At 47.5% G+C, this 556-nt stretch carries 1 protein-coding gene; it reads right to left on the bottom strand.

Annotated elements, in window-relative coordinates:
• Positions 1-556: DUF5801 repeats-in-toxin domain-containing protein (locus tag R7O13_RS29775; protein ID WP_318305580.1), on the bottom strand; the 556-nt coding region annotated here is incomplete at both ends.

Raw genomic sequence — 556 nt, 5'->3', positions numbered from 1 at the left:
TATCGCTGCCTGCGGCTGCCGAAATCGATCCGGTACCGCTAGTAATCGCGATGCCCTGTAGAGAACCTTGCTCGACGCCAGACTCGTCCAAAGACAAGCTTGTGACATCGTTAATGACTGGGTTATCGCCATCAGCAATTGTAATCACAAAGGTATTGCTGACCGTATCTTGGTCGTAATCCACGATCGTCGTTGGAAGAGAAAGCGCTATCGTATCGCTATCATTCGTCTGCTCAAGCGGTTTGAACTGTTCAAATTGGTACGTGCCGTCGGTGTTTAACGTGATGCTTAATACCACCTCTCCCGTACCAGCTACGGTTAACGTGATGTTACTGCCATCTTCAGACAAGGTCGCAACCGTCACTTGGTTGTCAGTTAACAAACCATCAAATTGCGACAAACTTTCCTGATTAAAAGTGACAGAAGCCAACTGGTCACTGCCAATTTCGACAAACGTCCCCGTGATTGGCGTCGATGAAGATTCTTCATTCTCAAACGAGATGTCTTGCGGCGCTGGATTATCACCATCGATAATCGTCGTGACAAAATCAATTGG

The organism is Vibrio sp. Y176, from assembly GCF_033438945.1.
Note: the sequence above shows the minus strand (reverse complement) of the source record. Positions and strands in the feature narration are given on the sequence as shown.